Source organism: Streptomyces sp. NPDC002520 (assembly GCF_053595235.1).
Genome location: NZ_JBSFXG010000005.1, coordinates 30404 through 50689 on the forward strand (window position 1 = coordinate 30404; position 20286 = coordinate 50689).

The window sequence follows — 20286 nt, forward strand, 5'->3', positions numbered from 1 at the left end:
GCATGAAGGTCGGCGCGGTCATCATCACCATGGGCAACCGGCCCGAGGAGCTGCGGGCGCTGCTCGACTCGGTCACCAAGCAGGAGGGTGACCAGGTCGAGGTGGTCGTCGTCGGCAACGGCGCGCCGGTCCCGGACGTCACAGAGTTCTCATCGGCTGTCCGGACCATAGAGCTGCCCGAGAACCTGGGCATCCCCGGCGGCCGCAACGTCGGCATAGAAGCCTTCGGCCCCGGTGGCCGCGACGTCGACATATTGCTCTTCCTCGACGACGACGGTCTGCTCGCCCGCCACGACACCGCCGAGCTGTGCCGCGAGGCCTTCGCCGCGGACCCGAAGCTCGGCATCGTCAGCTTCCGCATCGCCGACCCCGAGACCGGAGAGACCCAGCGCCGCCACGTCCCCCGGCTGCGCGCCTCCGACCCGATGCGCTCCTCCCGGGTCACCACCTTCCTCGGCGGCGCCAACGCCGTCCGCACCCGGGTCTTCGCCGAGGTCGGCGGCCTGCCGGACGAGTTCTTCTACGCCCACGAGGAGACCGACCTGGCCTGGCGCGCCCTCGACGCCGGCTGGATGATCGACTACCGATCGGACATGGTCCTGTACCACCCGACGACCGCCCCCTCGCGGCACGCGGTGTACCACCGCATGGTGGCCCGCAACCGGGTCTGGCTGGCCCGGCGCAACCTCCCCCTCCTCCTGCTCCCCGTCTACCTCGGGGTCTGGCTGCTGCTCACCCTGCTGCGCCGCCCCTCGCCGCAGGCCCTGAAGGCCTGGTTCGGCGGCTTCAGGGAGGGCTGGACGAGCCCGTGCGGCCCCCGGCGCCCGATGCGCTGGCGCACTGTGTGGAGGCTCACTCGACTGGGCCGCCCGCCGGTGATCTGACAAGCTTCTCTTACCTTAGAGAGCAAGCTTCTTACTCAAGAGAGTCCGGATTTCCACTCGTGAGTCACACAACGCATGACGGCGGGGTCGCGGTCACCGCGGTCCCGTCGCCCGACGAGGGACTGACGGCGGCGCAGCTCGCCACCAACTACGGGCTCGCCGTGAGCGGCGCCCGGCCGTCGCTCGCCGAGTACGTCCGCCAGCTCTGGGGGCGGCGCCACTTCATCCTCGCCTTCTCCCAGGCGAAGCTGACGGCGCAGTACAGCCAGGCCAAGCTGGGCCAGCTGTGGCAGGTGGCCACGCCGCTGCTCAACGCGGGCGTGTACTACTTCATCTTCGGCGTCATCCTGCACGCGAGCCGCGGCCTGTCCCAGGACGTGTACATCCCGTTCCTGGTCACCGGCGTCTTCGTCTTCACCTTCACGCAGAGCTCGATCATGTCGGGCGTCCGCGCCATCTCCGGCAACCTCGGCCTGGTGCGCGCCCTGCACTTCCCGCGCGCAGCGCTGCCGATCTCGTTCTCGCTCCAGCAGCTCCAGCAGCTGCTGTTCTCGATGATCGTGATGTTCGTCGTGGCGATCGGCTTCGGCAGCTACCCGGGCCCGTCCTGGCTGCTGATCGTGCCGGCCCTGGTGCTGCAGTTCCTGTTCAACACCGGACTCGCGATGATCGTGGCCCGCATGGGCGCGCGGACGCCGGACCTCGCCCAGCTGATGCCGTTCATCCTGCGGACCTGGATGTACACCTCCGGCGTCATGTTCTCCATCAGCAAGATGCTGGAGGGCCGTCCCGAGTGGACGGTGCGGCTGCTGCAGGTGAACCCGGCCGCGGTCTACATGGACCTGATGCGCTACGCCCTCATCGACGGCTACGGTGCCTCCAACCTGCCGCCGCACGTGTGGGCCATCGCCCTGTTCTGGGCCGTGGTCGTCTTCGTCGGCGGATTCGTGTACTTCTGGAAGGCGGAGGAGCGGTACGGCCGTGGCTGAGCAGAACACCGGCGAGCGTCGCCCGACGGTCATCGCGGACGACCTGCACATCGTCTACCGGGTCAACGGCGCCAAGACGGGCAAGGGCAGCGCGACGGCCGCGCTCAGCCGCATCCTCAAGCGAGGCTCCGACGACGAGGCGCGCGGGGTGCGCAAGGTGCACGCCGTGCGCGGTGTCTCCTTCGTCGCCTACCGCGGCGAGGCCATCGGCCTGATCGGCTCCAACGGCTCCGGCAAGTCCACCCTGCTGCGCGCCATCGCCGGCCTGCTGCCCGCGGAGAAGGGCAAGGTCTACACCGACGGCCAGCCCTCGCTGCTGGGCGTCAACGCGGCCCTGATGAACGACCTCACCGGCGAGCGCAACGTCATCCTCGGCGGCCTCGCCATGGGCATGTCCCGGGAGCAGATCAAGGAGCGCTACCAGGGCATCGTCGACTTCTCGGGCATCAACGAGAAGGGCGACTTCATCACCCTGCCGATGCGGACCTACTCCTCCGGCATGGCCGCCCGGCTGCGCTTCTCCATCGCCGCCGCCAAGGACCACGACGTCCTCATGATCGACGAGGCCCTTGCCACCGGTGACCGCTCCTTCCAGAAGCGCTCCGAGGAACGCATCCGGGAACTGCGCAAGGAGGCCGGCACCGTGTTCCTGGTGAGCCACAACAACAAGTCCATCCGCGACACCTGCGACCGTGTCCTGTGGCTGGAGCGCGGCGAACTGCGCATGGACGGGCCCACCGAAGAGGTCCTCAAGGAATACGAGAAGTTCACGGGCAAGTAGCCCGATTTCGGCCAGGGCCCCGCCGGAACGTCTCCGGCGGGGCCCTGCGTCTGCGCGCGCCCGCACGCGCCCGCAAAGGAAGCGTCAACTCCACTGTGCCGTAGGAATCTTGACGCCAATCGGTGTGTTGTTGTGATGCGCAGGACACCCCCTGGGGCCTTGCTGCGTTGTACAACGTAAGCTGTACCGGTCCCAGAAAGTGGCAAGTGGGGCGATAACGCGCGACACCCTCCGCCGGGCGCCCCCTCGGAGGGCGGAGCGGCGTGTCCGAAATAGAGTGTATTGGGTCAGCGGTGTAGAACGGGAGATGTGACGGCAATGGCTACGGAAACTCCCCAGCTCAGCGCAGCATGTGCCGTCCCCGCCCCGGGCAGCGCTCGGTGACGGGAACCGACACGGCGCCGGAACTCGAGAGCGCCACCCTGGACAAGGCCGCGAGCGAGAACTTCCCCGTGGCCCCCTTCTTCCTGCCCCGTGACTGGCGTGCCGACCTCATGGCCGTCTACGGCTTCGCCCGTCTGGTGGACGACATCGGCGACGGCGACCTGGCCCCCGGAGGCGCCGACGCCCGCGTTCTCGGCGTGTCGGCCACCGAGGCCGAGGACCGGCTGGTCCTCCTCGACGCCTTCGAGGCCGACCTGCGCCGCGTCTTCGACCCCGCCTCCTTCGGGCCGCGCCACCCGCTGCTGCGCCGTCTGCAGCCCACGGTCCGCCGCCGCTCGCTGACCCCCGGGCCGTTCCTCGGTCTGATCGCCGCCAACCGCCAGGACCAACTGGTCACGCGCTACGAGACCTACGACGACCTCCTCGCCTACTGCGAACTGTCCGCCAACCCCGTCGGCCGCCTCGTCCTCGGTGTCACCGGCACCGCGACCCCCGAGCGGATCCGGCTGTCGGACGCGATCTGCACCGCGCTGCAGATCGTCGAGCACCTCCAGGACGTCGCCGAGGACCTCGGCCGCGACCGGATCTACCTCCCCGCCGAGGACATGAAACGTTTCCACGTCCAGGAAACGGATCTCGCGGCGAAAACCGCGGGCGCATCGGTGCGCGCCCTGGTTGCATACGAGGCGCAACGCGCCCGCGATCTGCTGAATGAAGGCGCCCCTCTGGTGGGTAGCGTCCACGGCAGATTGAAGCTGCTGCTCGCAGGGTTCGTGGCGGGGGGAAGGGCGGCGGTCCGGGCGATCGCCGCCGCCGAATACGACGTACTTCCCGGCCCGCCCCGACCCGGCAAGGTCCAGTTGCTGCGCGAGGTGGGCGTGACCCTGCGAGGAGAGGGGTGATCCGGACCGTGGAGTCCTGGCCGCACGTGTCCGCACCGGTACTCGCCGCCTACAGGTACTGCGAGGCCGTCACCGGGCAGCAGGCCCGCAACTTCGCGTACGGCATCCGGTTGCTGCCGACGCCCAAGCGCCGTGCGATGTCGGCGCTGTACGCCTTCTCGCGGCGGGTCGACGACATCGGCGACGGCGACCTGCCCGACGAGGTCAAGGTCGCGCGCCTGGAGGAGACCCGGGCGCTGCTCACGCGCGTGCGCGAGGGCGAGGTCGCGGACGACGACACCGACCCGGTGGCCGTCGCCCTCACCCATGCCTCCGGTGTCTTCCCCATCCCGCTCGGCGGCCTGGACGAGCTGATCGACGGCGTCCAGATGGACGTGCGCGGAGAGACCTACGAGACCTGGGACGACCTCAAGGTCTACTGCCGCTGCGTGGCCGGCGCCATCGGCCGCCTCTCGCTCGGCGTGTTCGGCACGGATCCGGGCGCGCGGGGCGCCGACCGCGCACCCGAGTACGCCGACACGCTCGGGCTCGCGCTCCAGCTGACCAACATCCTCCGGGACGTCCGCGAGGACGCCGAGGGCGGCCGTACCTATCTGCCCGCCGACGACCTCGCCAAGTTCGGCTGCTCGGCCGGGTTCGCCGGGCCGACCCCGCCGGAGGGCTCCGACTTCGCCGGCCTCGTGCACTACGAGGTGCGCCGGGCCCGCACCCTCTTCGCCGAGGGCTACCGGCTGCTGCCCATGCTCGACCGGCGCAGCGGCGCGTGCGTGGCGGCCATGGCCGGCATCTACCGCCGGCTGCTGGACCGCATCGAACGCGACCCGCAGGCCGTGCTGCGCGGCCGGGTCTCGCTGCCCGGACGCGAGAAGGCGTACGTCGCCGTGCGCGGCCTGTCCGGGCTGGACACCCGGCACGTCTCCCGGCGGACGCTCAGGAGGCGCGCCTGATGGACCTCACCGAACCAGGGGACATGCGGCAGGCAACCCTGTGCACCGGCGTGGCGTCCCTGACTGCGACGGCCGGACGTGCACCGTTCAACCAGCACGCCCGGCAAAGCCCTCTGGGGTCCGGCAGCGCCCCGAAGGGGCGCGAGGCTGTGTCGGACCTGCGGCTGCCGCCGCGTGGGCGCGACCAGCCACGGCGCCGCCGCAGACGTTCGGCGGCACATCGCGGCACCACCAGCGGAGCGCTCGCGCACGGACGGAAGGACGCACGATGAGCGACGGCTCTCGCCCCGCGCGGGCGGACGGCCACGCCCCGGGCCCCGCGGGCGCGGCAGGCCGCAGCGCCGTCGTGGTCGGCGGCGGGCTCGCCGGGGTCACCGCGGCGCTCGCGCTCGCCGACGCGGGCGTCCGTGTCACCCTGCTCGAGGGCAGGCCCCGGCTGGGCGGCCTCGCCTTCTCCTTCCGCCGCGGCGAACTGACCGTCGACAACGGCCAGCACGTCTATCTGCGCTGCTGCACCGCCTACCGCTGGTTCCTCGACCGGATCCGGGGCACGGCGCTCGCACCGCTGCAGGACCGGCTGGACGTGCCCGTCGTGGACCTCGACAAGCCCGAGGGCAGGCGGCTCGGCAGGCTGCGGCGCGACCCGCTGCCCGTCCCCCTCCACCTGGGGCGCAGCCTGGCCACCTATCCGCACCTCTCGCTCGCCGAGCGTGCCGCCGTCGGGCGGGCCGCGTTCGCGCTCAAGGGGCTCGACCTCGACGATCCGGCCCTGGACACCCAGGACTTCGGCAGCTGGCTGGCCGCGCACGGCCAGTCGCCGCGTGCCGTCGAGGCCCTGTGGGACCTGGTCGGGGTGGCCACCCTCAACGCGGTCGCGGGCGACGCCTCGCTGGCGCTCGCCGCGAAGGTGTTCAAGACCGGTCTGCTCTCCGACCCGGGCGCGGCCGACATCGGCTGGGCCCGCGTCCCGCTGGGCGAACTGCACGACCGGCTGGCCCGCAAGGAACTCGACTCCGCCGGCGTCCGTACCGAGCTGCGCACGCGCGTCACCTCCGTCTCCCTTGACGAGAACGGGAGTTGGAGCGTTCAGGTTCCCGGCGAGACGATCCTCACGGACGCCGTCGTCCTCGCCGTACCCCAGCGCGAGACCCACGACCTGCTGCCGCCCGGCGCCCTCGACGCCCCCGAACGGCTCCTGGAGATCGGCACCGCGCCGATCCTCAACGTGCATGTCGTCTACGACCGCAAGGTCCTCGCCCAGCCCTTCTTCACCGCCCTCGGCACCCCCGTGCAATGGGTCTTCGACCGCACCGACGCGTCCGGGCTGCTGAGGGGCGGGCCCGAAGGGCCTCCGTACAAGGGTGGTGGTGGGCGACGGGCGGGACAGTACCTGGCGCTGTCCCAGTCGGCCGCGTACGACGACATCGACGCCCCGGTCTCCGCGCTCCGCGAGCGCTATCTGCCGGAGCTTGAGCGGCTGATCCCGGGCACGCGCGACGCCCGCGTGCTGGACTTCTTCGTGACCCGGGAGCGCACGGCGACGTTCGCCGCAGACCCCGGCGTCGGGCGTCTGCGGCCCGGCGCCCGCACCAAAACCCCCGGCCTGTACCTGGCCGGAGCGTGGACCGCCACAGGGTGGCCCGCGACCATGGAGAGTGCGGTCCGCAGTGGAGTGAGCGCGGCCGATGCCGCGCTGAGCGCCCTGGGCCGGCCCCGCCCCAGCCACCTCTTCGCGTTCGAGGAGGCGGCCTGATGCTCGATCAGCAGCCGGCGGAAGGCCCCCGCACCCCCGGTACCGCAACAAGAGGAGAGACTGTGCCCACTGTGCCCCCGGCCTCGAGAGCCGCCGACGCGGTGGACGTGACCGCGCTGCTGGAGCGCGGGCGGACGCTGGCCACCCCGGTCCTGCGCGCGGCCGTGGACCGCCTGGCGCCTCCCATGGACACCGTCGCCGCCTACCACTTCGGCTGGATCGACGCCGCCGGCAACCCGGCCGACGGCGACGGCGGCAAGGCCGTACGACCCGCCCTCGCCGTCCTCTCCGCCGAGGTCACCGGCGCCGCGCCCGAGGTGGGCATTCCGGGTGCCGTCGCCGTCGAACTCGTCCACAACTTCTCGCTGCTGCACGACGACCTGATGGACGGCGACGAGCAGCGCCGGCACCGTGACACCGTCTGGAAGTTGCACGGCCCCGCCCAGGCCATCCTGGTCGGCGACGCCCTGTTCGCCCTCGGCAACGAGGTGCTGCTGGAGCTCGGCACCGTCGAGGCCGGCCGCGCCACCCGCCGTCTGACCACCGCCACCCGCGCCCTGATCGACGGTCAGGCGCAGGACATCTCCTACGAGCACCGCGACCGCGTCAGCGTCGGGGAGTGCCTGGAGATGGAGGGCAACAAGACCGGCGCGCTGCTCGCCTGCGCCTCCTCGATCGGCGCGGTGCTCGGCGGCGCCGACGACCGCACCGCCGACACCCTGGAGAAGTACGGCTACCACCTCGGCCTCGCCTTCCAGGCCGTCGACGATCTCCTCGGCATCTGGGGCGACCCGGACGCCACCGGCAAGCAGACCTGGAGCGACCTGCGCCAGCGCAAGAAGTCCCTTCCGGTGGTGGCCGCGCTCGCGGCGGGCGGCCCGGCCTCCGAGCGGCTCGGTGAGATCCTCGCCGCCGACGCCAAGAGCAGCGACTTCGCGAACTTCTCCGAGGAGGAGTTCGCGGCCCGCGCCGCGCTCATCGAGGAGGCGGGCGGCCGTGAGTGGACGGCCGAGGAGGCGCGCCGTCAGCACACCATCGCCGTCCAGGCCCTCGACGCCGTCGACATGCCCGACCGGGTACGGGCCGCCTTCACGGCGCTCGCCGACTTCGTCGTCGTACGGAAGAGATGATCACTATCGGGCGAATAGCTCTCGCGTAGTCGCCGGCCGGTCCTGTGGGATGACAGGTACCGGCCGACGGCGGACCCACAGCAGGACGACTCGCACGACTGCACGAAGGGGAAGCCATGACAGCGACGACCGACGGAAGCACCGGGGCGACCGTTCCGCCTCGCGCAGCCGCGGCCAGCGACACCGACATCACCACCCCCGCGGCGGCCGGGGTACAAGAAGCCGCCTCCCACGCCGCGAGGCGCGCCACCGACTTCCTGCTCGCCCGGCAGGACGCGCAGGGCTGGTGGAAGGGCGACCTCGAGACGAACGTCACCATGGACGCCGAGGACCTGCTGCTCCGTCAGTTCCTGGGCATCCTCGACGAGAAGACCACGCAGGCCGCCGCGAAGTTCATCCGCGGCGAGCAGCGCGACGACGGCACCTGGGCCACCTTTCACGGCGGACCCGGTGAACTCTCCACCACCGTCGAGGCGTACGTCGCCCTCCGTCTCGCGGGCGACGCGCCCGACGCCCCGCACATGGCGAAGGCATCCGCCTGGATCCGCGAGCGCGGCGGGATCGCCGCCTCCCGCGTCTTCACCCGGATCTGGCTCGCCCTGTTCGGCTGGTGGAAGTGGGAGGACCTGCCCGAACTCCCGCCGGAACTCATCTACTTCCCGACCTGGTTCCCGCTCAACATCTACAACTTCGGGTGCTGGGCGCGGCAGACCATCGTGCCGCTCACCGTCGTCTCCGCCAAGCGCCCCGTGCGTCCCGCGCCGTTCGCGCTGGACGAGCTGCACACCGACCCGGCGAACCCCAACCCGCCGCAGCCGCTCGCCCCGGTGGCGAGCTGGGACGGTCTCTTCCAGCGGCTCGACAAGGTTGTCCGCGGTTATCGCAAGGTCGCCGTGCGCCGGCTGCGCAGGGCCGCGCTGAACTCCGCCGCCCGCTGGATCGTCGAGCGGCAGGAGAACGACGGCTGCTGGGGCGGCATCCAGCCCCCGGCCGTGTACTCCGTCATCGCCCTGCACCTGCTCGGCTACGACCTCCAGCACCCGGTGCTGCGCGAGGGCCTCGCCTCGCTGGACCGTTTCGCCGTGTGGCGCGAGGACGGCGCCCGGATGATCGAGGCCTGCCAGTCCCCGGTCTGGGACACCTGCCTCGCCACCATCGCGCTCGTCGACGCGGGCCTGCCCGTCGACCATCCGCAACTGGTCAAGGCCGCCGACTGGATGCTCGGCGAGGAGATCGTCCGGCCCGGCGACTGGGCCGTGCGCCGCCCCCAACTCCCGCCCGGGGGCTGGGCGTTCGAGTTCCACAACGACAACTACCCGGACATCGACGACACCGCCGAGGTCGGACTCGCGCTGCGCCGGGTCCGGCACCACGACCCGTCCCAGGTGGACGGGGCGATCGGCCGCGCGGTGCGCTGGAACCTCGGGATGCAGTCGAAGAACGGCGCATGGGGCGCCTTCGACGTCGACAACACCAGCCCGTTCCCCAACCGGCTGCCCTTCTGCGACTTCGGCGAGGTCATCGACCCGCCGTCCGCGGATGTCACCGCCCACGTGGTGGAGATGCTCGCCGCCGAGGGCCTCGCCCGCGACCCGCGCACCCGGCGCGGCGTCGAGTGGCTGCTGGCCGAACAGGAGCCGGAGGGCTCGTGGTTCGGACGCTGGGGTGTCAACTACCTCTACGGAACCGGCTCGGTGGTGCCCGCTCTGACCGCGGCCGGATTGCCTGGCTCCCACCCGGCGATCCGGCGGGCGGTGACCTGGCTGGAGGGCGTCCAGAACGACGACGGCGGCTGGGGCGAGGACCTGCGCTCCTACAAGCACGTCAAGGAGTGGAGCGGTCGCGGTGCCTCCACCGCCTCGCAGACCGCGTGGGCGCTGATGGCGCTGCTAGCGGCGGGGGAGCAGGACTCCAAGGCCGTCGAGCGCGGCGTCCGCTGGCTGGCCGAGACCCAGCGGGAGGACGGCTCCTGGGACGAGCCGTACTTCACCGGCACCGGCTTCCCCTGGGACTTCTCCATCAACTACCACCTGTACCGGCAGGTGTTCCCGCTCACCGCGCTCGGCCGTTACCTGCACGGGGACCCCTTCGAGCGCGGCCTCCTCGCCAGGAAGCCACTGGCACAGGCGAAGCCACTGGCCGAGGCGAAGGGGAGCTGACTTGAGAGACCAGCCCGTCCCGGCCCCGCTGCTGATCGCCTGCGCGCTCGGCATCGAGCACCTCGCCCTGCGCACCGGCGAACGCGGCGTGAGGCGGAGGGGTGAGCGCCCCGGAGCCGAACCGGACACACGGGGTGTCGGCGGGCCGGTGAGCTTCCTGCGTACGGGCATGGGTCCCCGTGCGGCGGAACGCTCCGTCACCCGGCTCCTCGGGGACCCGGCACTGGCCGACGCGGCCGTGCTGGCCACCGGCTTCTGCGCCGGACTCGCCCCCGGGATGCACCCCGGCGACCTGGTGGTCGCCGAGGAGACCCGGGACCCGCGCGGGACCGTCCCGTGCGTGAGCACCGAACTGCTGGTGAAGGAACTCCTGCGCGCCGTTCCCGGGCGCACGGTCCACACCGGCCCGCTCACCGGCTCCGACCACGTCGTGCGTGGCCCGGAGCGTTCCGATCTGCTGGCGACCGGCGCGATCGCGGTCGACATGGAGTCGGCGGCCACGCTCCTGAGTGCCGTGCGCACGGGCGAGCGCCCTGTTGCGGCTGTCCGGGTGGTCGTGGACGCTCCGGAACATGAGCTCGTCCGGATCGGCACGGTACGCGGTGGAATATCGGCTTTCCGCGTTCTCCGTTCAGTACTTCCCGCTTTTTTCGAATGGCACCGTTCTTTGCTGCTCCCCCGGAGGTGAGCCAGATGGCCATGCCGTTGCGTCAGTCCATCAAGGTCGCTACATATCTGCTCGAACAGAAGCTGAGGAAGAGGGACAAGTTCGCCCTGCTCGTCGAGCTGGAGCCACTGTTCGCGTGCAACCTCAAGTGCGAGGGCTGCGGCAAGATCCAGCATCCGGCGGGCGTCCTCAAGCAGCGCATGCCCGTCGCCCAGGCCGTGGGCGCGGTGCTGGAATCCGGCGCGCCGATGGTGTCCATCGCCGGTGGTGAACCGTTGATGCACCCTCAGATCGACGAGATCGTGCGGCAGTTGGTCGCCAAGAAGAAGTTCGTGTTCCTGTGCACGAACGCTCTTCTCATGCGCAAGAAGATGGACAAGTTCAAGCCGTCGCCGTACTTCGCGTGGGCCGTGCACATCGACGGACTGCGTGAGCGGCACGACGCCTCGGTGGCGAAGGAGGGCACCTTCGACGAGGCGGTCGAGGCCATCAGGGAGGCCAAGCGGCGCGGCTTCCGGGTGACCACCAACTCGACCTTCTTCAACACCGACACCCCGCAGACCGTCGTCGAGGTGCTGAACTTCCTCAACGACGACCTGCAGGTCGACGAGATGATGCTCTCGCCCGCCTACGCCTACGAGAAGGCACCCGACCAGGAGCACTTCCTCGGCGTGCAGCAGACCCGGGAACTGTTCAAGAAGGCCTTCGCGGGCGGCAACCGCGCGAAGTGGCGGCTCAACCAGAGCCCGCTCTTCCTGGACTTCCTCGAGGGCAAGGTCGACTTCCCGTGCACGGCATGGGCGATCCCCAGCTACTCGCTCTTCGGCTGGCAGCGCCCCTGCTACCTGATGAGCGACGGGTACGTGTCCACGTACCGCGAACTCCTCGAGGACACCGACTGGGACAAGTACGGCCGCGGCAAGGACCCGCGCTGCGCCAACTGCATGGCGCACTGCGGCTACGAACCGACCGCCGTGCTCGCCACGATGGGCTCCCTGAAGGAGTCGCTGCGGGCCGCGCGCGAGACGATGACGAGCGGAAAGCAGGACTGACGCCGTGGCCGCCGTACCGCTCGGCGTCCCCGAGGTACCGGTCCGGCCGGTCGCACCGCGGCGCGTGTCGCGGCAGATCCAGGTCGGGCCGGTGGCGGTCGGGGGCGGAGCCCCGGTGTCGGTGCAGTCGATGACGACGACCCGTACGTCGGACATCGGCGCCACCCTGCAGCAGATCGCGGAACTCACCGCGTCCGGCTGCCAGATCGTCCGCGTCGCCTGCCCCACGCAGGACGACGCGGACGCCCTCGCGACCATCGCCCGCAAGTCGCAGATCCCGGTGATCGCGGACATCCACTTCCAGCCCAAGTACGTGTTCGCCGCCATCGAGGCCGGCTGCGCGGCGGTCCGGGTGAACCCGGGCAACATCAAGAAGTTCGACGACCAGGTGAAGGAGATCGCGCGGGCCGCGAAGGACCACGGCACCCCGATCCGGATCGGCGTCAACGCGGGCTCCCTGGACCGGCGCCTGCTGCGGAAGTACGGCAGGGCGACCCCGGAGGCGCTCGTGGAGAGCGCGCTGTGGGAGGCGTCGCTGTTCGAGGAGCACGACTTCCAGGACATCAAGATCTCGGTCAAGCACAACGACCCGGTCGTGATGATCGAGGCGTACAGGCAGCTCGCCGAGGCCTGCGAGTACCCGCTCCATCTGGGCGTCACGGAGGCCGGTCCGGCCTTCCAGGGCACGATCAAGTCGGCGGTGGCGTTCGGGGCGCTGCTGTCGCGGGGGATCGGCGACACCATCCGGGTCTCGCTGAGCGCCCCGCCCGCCGAGGAGGTCAAGGTCGGCATCCAGATCCTTCAGTCCCTGGGGCTGAGGGAGCGGCGCCTGGAGATCGTCTCCTGCCCGTCCTGCGGCCGCGCCCAGGTCGACGTGTACAAGCTGGCCGACGAGGTCGGCGCGGGGCTGGACGGCCTCGAAGTGCCGCTCCGGGTCGCGGTGATGGGCTGCGTGGTCAACGGTCCGGGGGAGGCACGGGAGGCCGATCTCGGGGTCGCCTCGGGCAACGGCAAGGGGCAGATCTTCGTGAAGGGCGAGGTCGTCAGGACCGTCCCCGAGTCGAAGATCGTGGAGACCCTGATCGAGGAGGCCATGAGGCTCGCCGAGCAGTCGAAGTGAGTTGAGCAGAGGCACGGCACGGAAGAAGAGGGGGCCCAGCGTGACGATTCTGGAGAGCATCAGGGGACCACGTGACCTGAAGGCGCTGTCCGAGGCGGAACTGGGTGAACTGTCCGAGGAGATCCGGGAGTTCCTGGTGCAGGCGGTAGCGAGAACCGGCGGTCACCTCGGGCCCAACCTGGGGGTGGTGGAACTGTCCATCGCGCTCCACCGGGTCTTCGAGTCGCCGGTCGACCGCATCCTGTGGGACACCGGCCACCAGAGCTACGTCCACAAGCTGCTGACCGGGCGTCAGGACTTCTCCAAGCTGCGCGGCAAGGGCGGCCTGTCCGGCTACCCCTCGCGCGAGGAGTCCGAGCACGACGTCATCGAGAACAGCCACGCCTCCACCGCGCTCGGCTGGGCCGACGGTCTCGCCAAGGCCAACCAGGTGCAGGGGGAGAAGGGCCATGTGGTCGCGGTCATCGGCGACGGTGCGCTGACCGGCGGCATGGCCTGGGAGGCGCTCAACAACATCGCGGCCGCCAAGGACCGGCCGCTGATCATCGTCGTCAACGACAACGAACGCTCCTACGCCCCCACCATCGGCGGCCTCGCCAACCACCTGGCCACCCTGCGCACCACCGACGGCTACGAGAAGGTCCTCGCCTGGGGCAAGGACGTCCTGCTGCGCACCCCGGTCGTCGGCAACACCCTCTACGAGTCCCTGCACGGCGCGAAGAAGGGCTTCAAGGACGCCTTCGCCCCGCAGGGCATGTTCGAGGACCTGGGCCTGAAGTACGTGGGCCCGATCGACGGCCACGACATCAAGGCCGTCGAGTCCGCGCTGCGCCGCGCCAAGCGGTTCCACGGCCCGGTCCTGGTCCACTGCCTCACGGAGAAGGGCCGCGGCTACGAGCCGGCCCTCGCCCACGAGGAGGACCACTTCCACACCGTCGGGGTGATGGACCCGCTGACCTGCGCCCCGCTCGTGCCGTCCAGCGGCCCGTCCTGGACCTCGGTGTTCGGCGAGGAGATCGTCAGGATCGGCGAGGAGCGCGAGGACGTCGTCGCGATAACGGCGGCCATGCTGCACCCGGTGGGACTCGGCAGGTTCGCCGAGCGCTTCCCCGACCGGGTGTGGGACGTGGGCATCGCCGAGCAGCACGCGGCCGTCTCCGCCGCGGGCCTCGCCACCGGGGGGCTGCATCCGGTCGTCGCCGTCTACGCCACCTTCCTCAACCGCGCCTTCGACCAGCTGCTGATGGACGTGGCCCTGCACCGCTGCGGGGTCACCTTCGTGCTGGACCGGGCCGGTGTCACGGGCGTGGACGGGGCCTCGCACAACGGCATGTGGGACATGTCCGTCCTCCAGGTCGTCCCCGGCCTCAGGATCGCCGCCCCGCGCGACGCCGGCCAGCTGCGCGCCCAGCTGCGCGAGGCCGTCGCCGTGGACGACGCACCCACCCTGGTCCGCTTCCCGAAGGAGTCGGTGGGCCCGGAGATCCCGGCGGTCGGGCACGTCGGCGGCATGGACGTCCTGCACCGCGCCGAACGCCCCGAGGTGCTGCTGGTGGCCGTCGGTGTGATGGCGCCGGTCTGCCTCCAGACCGCCGATCTGCTCGAGGCACGCGGCATCGGCTGCCAGGTGGTGGACCCCCGCTGGGTCAAACCCGTCGACCCCGCCCTGCCGGGGCTGGCCGCCGAGCACCGCCTGGTGGCCGTCGTGGAGGACAACAGCCGTGCGGCAGGCGTCGGTTCGGCCGTCGCGCTGGCCCTCGGCGACGCCGACGTGGACGTGCCGGTGCGGCGGTTCGGCATCCCGGAGCAGTTCCTCGCGCACGCCAAACGCGGCGAGGTGCTGGCGGACATCGGTCTCACGCCCGTCGAGATCGCCGGACGGATCAGCGCGAGCCTCGCCGTCAGGGACGTCGGCGGGCCGAGTACGGAGAAACCTGCGAAACCTGCGAAACCCGTGAAAGCCGCGAAACCCGAGAAACCCGAGAAACCCGAGAAAGCCGAGAAGCAGGAGAAGGCCGAGAAACAGGAGAAAGCTGAATGAGCAAGGAGTTCGACCTCGGCGCCCTCCTCGCCGAGCGCGGAGCCGAACGCTACGAGCTGCACGCGCGGTACCTCAACCCGCAGCTCCCGCGGATGCTGCACACCATCGGCTTCGACAAGGTCTACGAGCGGGCCGAGGGCGCCCACTTCTTCGACGCGGACGGCAACGACTACCTGGACATGCTCGCCGGGTTCGGGGTGATGGGCCTGGGCCGCCATCACCCCGTGGTCCGCAAGGCGCTGCACGACGTCCTCGACCTGAGCCTCGCCGACCTGACCCGGTTCGACTGCCAGCCGCTGCCCGGCCTGCTCGGCGAGCGGCTGCTCGCCCACAGCCCGCACCTGGACCGGGTGTTCTTCGGCAACAGCGGCACCGAGGCCGTCGAGACCGCCCTCAAGTTCGCCCGCTACGCCACCGGGAAGAAGCGGATCCTCTACTGCGACCACGCCTTCCACGGCCTGACCACCGGCTCCCTGTCGGTCAACGGCGAGGACGGCTTCCGCGACGGCTTCGCCCCGCTGCTGCCCGACACCGCCGTACCCCTCGGCGATCTCGACGCCCTCGCCCGGGAACTGAAGAAGGGTGACGTGGCCGCCCTGATCGTCGAGCCGATCCAGGGCAAGGGCGTGCACGAGGCCCCGCCCGGCTATCTGCTTGCCGCGCAGGAGCTGCTGCACAAGCACAAGGCGCTGCTCATCGCCGACGAGGTGCAGACCGGCCTCGGCCGCACCGGCGACTTCTACGCCTACCAGCACGAGGACGGCGTGGAGCCCGACCTGGTGTGCGTGTCCAAGGCCCTGTCCGGCGGCTACGTCCCGGTGAGCGCCACCCTGGGCAAGGACTGGATCTTCAAGAAGGTCTACTCGTCCATGGACCGCGTCCTGGTCCACTCGGCGAGCTTCGGGTCCAACGCCCAGGCGATGGCCGCGGGCCTGGCCGTGCTGTCGGTCATGGAGAACGAACAGACCGTCGCCCGGGCCCGGGCCACCGGCGAGCTGCTGAAGTCCCGGCTCGGCGCGCTGATCGACCGGTACGAGCTGCTCGCCGACGTCCGCGGCCGGGGGCTGATGATCGGTATCGAGTTCGGCCGGCCCACCTCGCTGAAGCTGCGGGGGCGCTGGACCATGCTCCAGACCGCCCGCAAGGGCCTGTTCGCCCAGATGGTGGTCGTGCCGCTGCTGCAGCGGCACCGGATCCTCACCCAGGTCTCCGGCGACCACCTGGAGGTGATCAAGCTGATCCCGCCGCTGGTCATCGACGAGGCCGACGTGGACCGCTTCGTCGACGCCTTCACCGCCGTCATGGACGACGCGCACAGCGGCGGCGGCCTGATGTGGGACTTCGGCAAGACCTTGATCAAGCAGGCGGTGGCCAACCGCTGAGCCAGGCCCCTCGGCTTCCGCTCTTTGTTCGACTTTTGCCTCTGAGGCAAGAGATTTGCCAGAGGGGCAAGGATCGGGCTGAATGGAGGCATGAACGCCTCAGAAGCCGTGCCACCGGCGGGCGAGGGTGACGACCTGCCCGCCGTGGCGCCGCAGCTGCGCGCCCTGCGCCGGCGCACCGGCCTGACCCTGGAGGCCGCGGCCCGGTCCGCCGGGCTCTCGCCGGCCCATCTCTCCCGCCTGGAGACCGGCCGGCGCCAGCCGTCGCTGCCGATGCTCCTCGCGCTCGCCCGTATCTACGGTACGACCGTGTCGGAGCTGCTCGGCGAGGCGGTCGCCGAACGGGACGCCGTCGTGCGCGCCGCCGACATGGAGCCCACCCACGCGGGCGGCTGGACCTACGTCCAGACCGGCGCCCCGGGGCGCGCCATGCAGGCGCTGCGCGTCCAGGTGCCGTACCGCACCCAGGGCGACATCGTGCGCGTCCATCCCGGCGAGGAGTGGCTCTACGTCCTCAAGGGCCGTCTCCGGGTGCGCCTCGGTGACACCGCGCACCTGCTCGGGCCCGGTGACAGCGCGCACTTCGACTCGCTCACCCCGCACCGCCTCGCCGCCGAGGACCCGGACGGCGTGGAGCTGCTGTTCGTTCACACCCTGCTGCAGAGCCCCACGGCCTCACTGTGCCTGGGCCACCTGACCGGAGAACTGCCATGAGCAACTTCGAAGAGAAGTTCCCCCGCGCCCTGTGGGTCCGTCTCATCATCTACATCGCGCTCGGGCACGTCCTGGCCGCGTTCCTCTACCTGCTGTTCGCGGTGGGTGCGAAGGGCTGAGGCGGCCGTCGCCGAGCGCGTGACTCAGTCGACCAGGCGCTTGCGCAGCCGCTCACGGTTCTCCGGGGTGAGGTTCAGGCCCTGCTCCAGGTAGGTGTCGACCCCGCCCCACGTCTCGTCGATGCTCTCGAAGGCCGCCGTCAGATACTCGGCGCGCGCGTCGAAGAGCGGGCTCAGCAGCTCCATCACCTCGGGCGTGTACGCGGTCTCCGCGCTGCCGCTGCGCCGGACCTTGTAGCGGCGGTGCTTCGCGTTGGACTCCAGGTAGTCCGCGACGATCGCGTCGCGCTCCACACCCACGGCGAGGAGTGTGACGGCTATGGAGATGCCCGCGCGGTCCTTGCCCGCCGCGCAGTGCATCAGCGCGGGCACGCTGTCCTCGGCGATGGCGTGCAGCACCCGGGAGTGCTCGGCGGTGCGCTCCTTGACGATCGTCCGGTACGAGTCGACCATCCGGGCCGCCGCCTTGCCGTCGGCGAGGATGTCGCGCAGCTGGTCGAGGTCGCCGTCGCGGACCATCTTCCAGAACTCGGCGCCGTCGGCCGGGTCGCTCAGCGGCAGGTTCACGTTCCGCACGCCGGGCAGCTCGACGTCGGGGCCCTCCAGCTTCTGGTCGGCCGCGTTGCGGAAGTCGAAGATCGTGTGCAGGCCCAGGGTGGCGAGGAAGGCCGCGTCCTGCTCGGTCGCGTGCGCGAGGTGGCCGCTGCGGAACAGCACTCCGTGGCGCACCCGTCGCCCGTCCCCGGTGGGAAGGCCGCCCACGTCACGGAAATTGCGGACGCCGGCCAGCCCGGGCTCGGTCGACGGGACCTGCTGCGTCACGGGGGCTCCTCCCGGTCGGCCCCACCGACGCGACTCGCCGGCGGGCGCTCAGTCGACCATACGACATTGATTTCCTCGGGCATCGAGTTGTCCACAGGCCTTGTCACTGCACCTCCACTGGGGGCCGCGCGGACCGAGCCCTTCGCCCCCTCGAATGCCGGGCGGCCCGCGCAGGCCCCGCAGTTCTCGCAGGCGTCGGACGCCAACGCGAGTGCCCCGCAGCAGCAGGCCGCGGCGCCGGAGAGCGCCGAGGCCGCCCCCGCCACCGGCTTCACCCTCCCGGTCGCAAGCGCCACCATCGGCACCGCCTACCACGTGGCCGGCAGCATGTGGTCCAGCGGTTACCACACCGGTGTCGACTTCGTCGTCCCGACCGGCACGCCCCTCAAGGCCGTCGGCGCCGGCACGGTCGTCTCCGCCGGGTGGGGCGGCGCGTACGGCAACCAGGTCGTCATCAGGCTGAACGACGGCTACTACGCCCAGTACGCCCACCTCTCCCAGCTCTCCGTCCCGGCCGGGCAGACCGTGACCGCGGGCCAGCAGGTCGGCCTGTCCGGCGCGACCGGCAACGTGACCGGACCGCACCTGCACTTCGAGATCCGCACCACGCCGAACTACGGCTCGGACATCGACCCCGTCGGCTACCTCCGCCGGCACGGCGTCCCCGTCGGCTGAGCCGCCTCTCCACTCCGAAGTCCGGACCCCCGATCCCCCGGGTCCGGCCTTCGGCGTCGTATTCCGGGTTGGCGACTGAATTTCCAGTGTCTTATCTCACCGTTCGTCAACCCATCCTTACGGTCGCGTAGGTCACATCGAAGGTGAATCATGGTCCGACGTGGCAGACGATTCGAAGAATGACAACAGATCAGTGATCGGGTCGTACGTGGCGGTGGGGGACAGCTTCACCGAGGGCGTCGGCGACCCCGGACCCGACGGGGCCTTCGTGGGCTGGGCCGACCGATTCGCGGTCCTGCTCGCCGACCGACGGCCCGAGGGCGACTTCACATACACCAACCTGGCAGTGCGCGGAAAGCTCCTGGACCAGATCGTGGCCGACCAGGTCCCGAAGGTTCTCGAACTGGCCCCGGACCTCGTCTCCTTCTGCGCGGGCGGCAACGACATCATCCGGCCCGGCACCGACCCGGACGAGGTGGCCGAGCGGTTCGAGCGCGCTGTGGCGCAGCTGACCGAGGCCGTCGGCACGGTGCTGGTGACGACCGGCTTCGACACCCGTGGCGTGCCCGTCTTCAAGCACATGCGCGGCAAGATCGCCACCTACAACGGACATGTCCGGGCCGTCGCCGACCGGTACGGCTGCCCCGTGCTCGACCTGTGGTCCCTGAAGTCCGTGCAGGACCGCAGGGCCTGGGACGACGACCGCCTGCACCTGTCGCCCGAGGGGCACACGCGCGTGGCGCTGCGCGCCGGCCAGAGCCTCGGCCTTCAGGTTCCGGCCGACCCTGAGCAGTCGTGGCCGCCGCTCCCGCCCCGCGGCACGCTGGAGGTCCGCCGCGACGACGTCCACTGGGCCCGCGAGTACCTCGTCCCCTGGATCGGCCGCCGGCTGCGCGGCGAGTCGTCCGGGGACCATGTGACGGCCAAGGGCGCTCTGTCGCCCGACGACATCAAACTGCGGATCGCCTCCGTCGCCTGACGCCCGCCGTTCGCGCCCCGCACTGCGACCAGGGGGAGCGGTGCGGGGCACGTCCCAGCGCGGGGCGGACCGCCGCTCAGCGCTCCCGTTCGGACAGCGCGTCCAGGGGCAGTCCCAGCTCGCGGGCCAGGGCCTCGTCCACCCAGGTCTGGGCCCGGGTCCTCGGGACCGAGCCGGGGTACGACGTCAACTGCACGGCCAGGCCGTCCAGGAGGGCCGTGAGCCGCAGGGCCGTGGCCGCCGGGTCGGGGCACTCGAACTCGCCCGCCGCCACGCCTTCGGCGATGACTTCGGTGAGCGCGGCCTTCCACTGCTTGTCCAGACCCCGGCCGACATCCCGGAGCGCGGGTTCGCGCAGCGCCACCGCCCAGCCCTCGATCCACAGCCGCCAGCCCTTGGCCTGGCCGGTGGGCGCGTACCACCGCACGGCCGCGCGCAGCCGGCGCAGCGCGGGGCCGCGCCGCCCTAGCAGCCTGCGCAGATGCGCGAGGTCGCCCTCGGCCGCGTAGGCGAACGCGGCGGAGACCAGCTTCTCCTTGGTCGAGAAGTGGTACAGCACCAGCGCGTTGCTGACACCGAGCGCCGCGGCCACGTCGGCGATCCTGACCGCCGCCACGCCGCGTTCCTCGATCTGCTCGATGGCGGCCCGCAGCAACTCGTCGCGCCGCTCCGCCACACTCAACCGCACTCTCGCCACGCGATCACCCTATTGCGTCGGTCGGGGAGTTGCCGTAGGCCCGGGTCCTTTGGCCGGTCGGCATCCCCCGGAGGTCCGGAAGGCGCCGG

The 20286-nt window shown here is 71.0% G+C and carries 19 protein-coding genes and 1 pseudogene; 18 read left to right on the forward strand and 2 right to left on the reverse strand.

Features of this window, described 5'->3' with window-relative positions; all coding sequences use genetic code 11:
- The first annotated feature begins 2 nt into the window (after positions 1 to 2).
- From ACWD5D_RS10115 to ACWD5D_RS10190, 16 genes are all read left to right on the forward strand, one after another.
- The gene (locus tag ACWD5D_RS10115) at positions 3 to 884 is read left to right on the forward strand and encodes a glycosyltransferase family 2 protein (RefSeq protein ID WP_451372342.1); all 882 of its coding nucleotides are present in this window, start codon (positions 3 to 5) and stop codon (positions 882 to 884) included.
- Between the two features lie 59 nt (positions 885 to 943).
- Positions 944 to 1873: an ABC transporter permease gene (locus tag ACWD5D_RS10120; RefSeq protein ID WP_451372343.1), complete on the forward strand. Its 930-nt coding sequence runs from the start codon at positions 944 to 946 to the stop codon at positions 1871 to 1873.
- The gene (locus tag ACWD5D_RS10125) at positions 1866 to 2654 is read left to right on the forward strand and encodes an ABC transporter ATP-binding protein (RefSeq protein WP_451372344.1); all 789 of its coding nucleotides are present in this window, start codon (positions 1866 to 1868) and stop codon (positions 2652 to 2654) included. The genes ACWD5D_RS10120 and ACWD5D_RS10125 overlap by 8 nt, the downstream gene beginning before the upstream one ends.
- Before the next feature lie 350 nt (positions 2655 to 3004).
- Positions 3005 to 3940 (forward strand): squalene synthase HpnC, encoded by a 936-nt coding sequence (hpnC, locus tag ACWD5D_RS10130; protein ID WP_451372345.1) that lies wholly within the window; start codon positions 3005 to 3007, stop codon positions 3938 to 3940.
- Complete coding sequence (gene hpnD, locus ACWD5D_RS10135; protein WP_451372346.1) at positions 3937 to 4887, forward strand: presqualene diphosphate synthase HpnD; 951 nt, start codon at positions 3937 to 3939, stop codon at positions 4885 to 4887. The genes hpnC and hpnD overlap by 4 nt, the downstream gene beginning before the upstream one ends.
- Positions 4887 to 5159, forward strand: a complete 273-nt coding sequence (locus tag ACWD5D_RS10140) for a DUF6380 family protein (protein ID WP_451372347.1) — start codon at positions 4887 to 4889, stop codon at positions 5157 to 5159. Before hpnD ends, ACWD5D_RS10140 begins: the two co-directional genes overlap by 1 nt.
- Entirely contained in the window at positions 5156 to 6640 is a 1485-nt protein-coding gene (gene hpnE / locus ACWD5D_RS10145) for a hydroxysqualene dehydroxylase HpnE (protein WP_451372348.1), read from the forward strand. The genes ACWD5D_RS10140 and hpnE overlap by 4 nt, the downstream gene beginning before the upstream one ends.
- Complete coding sequence (locus tag ACWD5D_RS10150) at positions 6640 to 7770, forward strand: polyprenyl synthetase family protein (RefSeq protein WP_451372349.1); 1131 nt, start codon at positions 6640 to 6642, stop codon at positions 7768 to 7770. Before hpnE ends, ACWD5D_RS10150 begins: the two co-directional genes overlap by 1 nt.
- Before the next feature lie 116 nt (positions 7771 to 7886).
- Positions 7887 to 9929 (forward strand): squalene--hopene cyclase, encoded by a 2043-nt coding sequence (gene shc, locus ACWD5D_RS10155; protein WP_451372350.1) that lies wholly within the window; start codon positions 7887 to 7889, stop codon positions 9927 to 9929.
- Between the two features lies 1 nt (position 9930).
- Complete coding sequence (locus ACWD5D_RS10160) at positions 9931 to 10617, forward strand: phosphorylase family protein (RefSeq protein ID WP_451372351.1); 687 nt, start codon at positions 9931 to 9933, stop codon at positions 10615 to 10617.
- A gap of 5 nt (positions 10618 to 10622) precedes the next feature.
- Positions 10623 to 11648 carry an adenosyl-hopene transferase HpnH gene (gene hpnH / locus ACWD5D_RS10165; RefSeq protein WP_451372352.1) on the forward strand — a complete coding sequence of 342 codons (1026 nt, stop codon included), beginning with the start codon at positions 10623 to 10625 and terminating at the stop codon, positions 11646 to 11648.
- 4 nt (positions 11649 to 11652) lie between these two features.
- Positions 11653 to 12768 carry a flavodoxin-dependent (E)-4-hydroxy-3-methylbut-2-enyl-diphosphate synthase gene (gene ispG / locus ACWD5D_RS10170; protein WP_451372353.1) on the forward strand — a complete coding sequence of 372 codons (1116 nt, stop codon included), beginning with the start codon at positions 11653 to 11655 and terminating at the stop codon, positions 12766 to 12768.
- Between the two features lie 40 nt (positions 12769 to 12808).
- Positions 12809 to 14809 (forward strand): 1-deoxy-D-xylulose-5-phosphate synthase, encoded by a 2001-nt coding sequence (gene dxs / locus ACWD5D_RS10175; protein ID WP_451372354.1) that lies wholly within the window; start codon positions 12809 to 12811, stop codon positions 14807 to 14809.
- Entirely contained in the window at positions 14806 to 16191 is a 1386-nt protein-coding gene (locus ACWD5D_RS10180) for an aspartate aminotransferase family protein (protein ID WP_451372355.1), read from the forward strand. The genes dxs and ACWD5D_RS10180 overlap by 4 nt, the downstream gene beginning before the upstream one ends.
- 90 nt (positions 16192 to 16281) lie before the next feature.
- Positions 16282 to 16905 carry a helix-turn-helix domain-containing protein gene (locus ACWD5D_RS10185; RefSeq protein ID WP_451372356.1) on the forward strand — a complete coding sequence of 208 codons (624 nt, stop codon included), beginning with the start codon at positions 16282 to 16284 and terminating at the stop codon, positions 16903 to 16905.
- The gene (locus ACWD5D_RS10190; protein ID WP_451372357.1) at positions 16902 to 17024 is read left to right on the forward strand and encodes a DUF6126 family protein; all 123 of its coding nucleotides are present in this window, start codon (positions 16902 to 16904) and stop codon (positions 17022 to 17024) included. Before ACWD5D_RS10185 ends, ACWD5D_RS10190 begins: the two co-directional genes overlap by 4 nt.
- A gap of 24 nt (positions 17025 to 17048) precedes the next feature.
- On the opposite strand, the gene ACWD5D_RS10195 is transcribed toward ACWD5D_RS10190, so the two are convergent.
- Positions 17049 to 17846: a tyrosine-protein phosphatase gene (locus tag ACWD5D_RS10195; RefSeq protein ID WP_451372358.1), complete on the reverse strand. Its 798-nt coding sequence runs from the start codon at positions 17844 to 17846 to the stop codon at positions 17049 to 17051.
- A gap of 261 nt (positions 17847 to 18107) precedes the next feature.
- Between ACWD5D_RS10195 and ACWD5D_RS10200 the strand changes: the two are divergent.
- Both ACWD5D_RS10200 and ACWD5D_RS10205 read left to right on the forward strand, forming a co-directional pair.
- Positions 18108 to 18521 (forward strand): annotated as a pseudogene (locus ACWD5D_RS10200) (M23 family metallopeptidase); the annotation flags it as partial.
- A gap of 193 nt (positions 18522 to 18714) precedes the next feature.
- Positions 18715 to 19500, forward strand: coding sequence for an SGNH/GDSL hydrolase family protein (locus ACWD5D_RS10205; protein WP_451372543.1), 786 nt, complete (start codon positions 18715 to 18717; stop codon positions 19498 to 19500).
- 76 nt (positions 19501 to 19576) lie between these two features.
- On the opposite strand, the gene ACWD5D_RS10210 is transcribed toward ACWD5D_RS10205, so the two are convergent.
- Complete coding sequence (locus ACWD5D_RS10210) at positions 19577 to 20197, reverse strand: TetR/AcrR family transcriptional regulator (protein ID WP_451372359.1); 621 nt, start codon at positions 20195 to 20197, stop codon at positions 19577 to 19579.
- Positions 20198 to 20286 lie beyond the last annotated feature (89 nt).

What these genes read in the sequence shown, in the direction of transcription:
- shc (WP_451372350.1), top strand. Translation starts at nt 7,887, where the DNA reads ATGACAGCGACGACCGACGGAAGCACCGGGGCGACCGTTCCGCCTCGC.
- ACWD5D_RS10180 (WP_451372355.1), top strand. Translation starts at nt 14,806, where the DNA reads ATGAGCAAGGAGTTCGACCTCGGCGCCCTCCTCGCCGAGCGCGGAGCC.
- hpnH (WP_451372352.1), top strand. Translation starts at nt 10,623, where the DNA reads ATGGCCATGCCGTTGCGTCAGTCCATCAAGGTCGCTACATATCTGCTC.
- ACWD5D_RS10190 (WP_451372357.1), top strand. Translation starts at nt 16,902, where the DNA reads ATGAGCAACTTCGAAGAGAAGTTCCCCCGCGCCCTGTGGGTCCGTCTC.
- hpnE (WP_451372348.1), top strand. Translation starts at nt 5,156, where the DNA reads ATGAGCGACGGCTCTCGCCCCGCGCGGGCGGACGGCCACGCCCCGGGC.
- hpnC (WP_451372345.1), top strand. Translation starts at nt 3,005, where the DNA reads ATGTGCCGTCCCCGCCCCGGGCAGCGCTCGGTGACGGGAACCGACACG.
- ACWD5D_RS10150 (WP_451372349.1), top strand. Translation starts at nt 6,640, where the DNA reads ATGCTCGATCAGCAGCCGGCGGAAGGCCCCCGCACCCCCGGTACCGCA.
- ACWD5D_RS10185 (WP_451372356.1), top strand. Translation starts at nt 16,282, where the DNA reads ATGAACGCCTCAGAAGCCGTGCCACCGGCGGGCGAGGGTGACGACCTG.
- ACWD5D_RS10140 (WP_451372347.1), top strand. Translation starts at nt 4,887, where the DNA reads ATGGACCTCACCGAACCAGGGGACATGCGGCAGGCAACCCTGTGCACC.
- ACWD5D_RS10115 (WP_451372342.1), top strand. Translation starts at nt 3, where the DNA reads ATGAAGGTCGGCGCGGTCATCATCACCATGGGCAACCGGCCCGAGGAG.